This window comes from Neisseria sp. P0021.S007, from assembly GCF_051956855.1.
Window position 1 is genome coordinate 1 of the sequence record NZ_JBQCXA010000983.1, and the last position, 555, is coordinate 555.

Annotated in this window: 1 protein-coding gene; it reads right to left on the bottom strand. The window is 56.9% G+C overall.

All coding sequences use genetic code 11. The annotated features are described in order from the left end of the window. Position 1: 1 nt before the first annotated feature. A partial coding sequence (locus ACTHUR_RS17090; RefSeq protein ID WP_440399890.1) for an aspartate-semialdehyde dehydrogenase occupies positions 2–555 on the bottom strand: 554 nt, incomplete at its 5' end.

The window sequence follows — 555 nt, forward strand, 5'->3', positions numbered from 1 at the left end:
TTCATGCCAACCTAAATTGCAGGCTGCCCAAGATAATGCGCAATACGCGGCGCAACGGCTCGGCAGCACCCCACAAGAGTTGGGCGTCGGCAGTGAATGCGCTGATGTCTTCGCCACCCATCTCCAGTTTGCGGATACGGCCGACAGGAACAGACAGCGTGCCGGTAACTTTGGCGGGCGTCAGCTCGTGGATGCTGGCTTCTTTTTCGTTGGGGATAACTTTCACCCAGTCGTTCGCGCCTGCCAAAATCGCTTCGATTTCGGAAACAGGCAGGTCTTTTTTCAGCTTCAGGGTGAGGGCTTGGCTGTGGCAGCGCATAGAGCCGATGCGTACGCACAAGCCGTCGATTACGGTCGGATTGTCGCTGCGACCGAGGATTTTGTTGGTTTCTACGCCGCCCTTCCATTCTTCTTTTGACTGGCCGTTGCCCAAGTCCACGTCAATCCACGGAATCAGGCTGCCGGCGAGCGGTACGCCGAAGTTGGCTTTCGGATAGTCTTCGCTGCGCAGGAAATCGGACACTTTGCGGTCGATGTCGAGAATCGCGCTGGAAG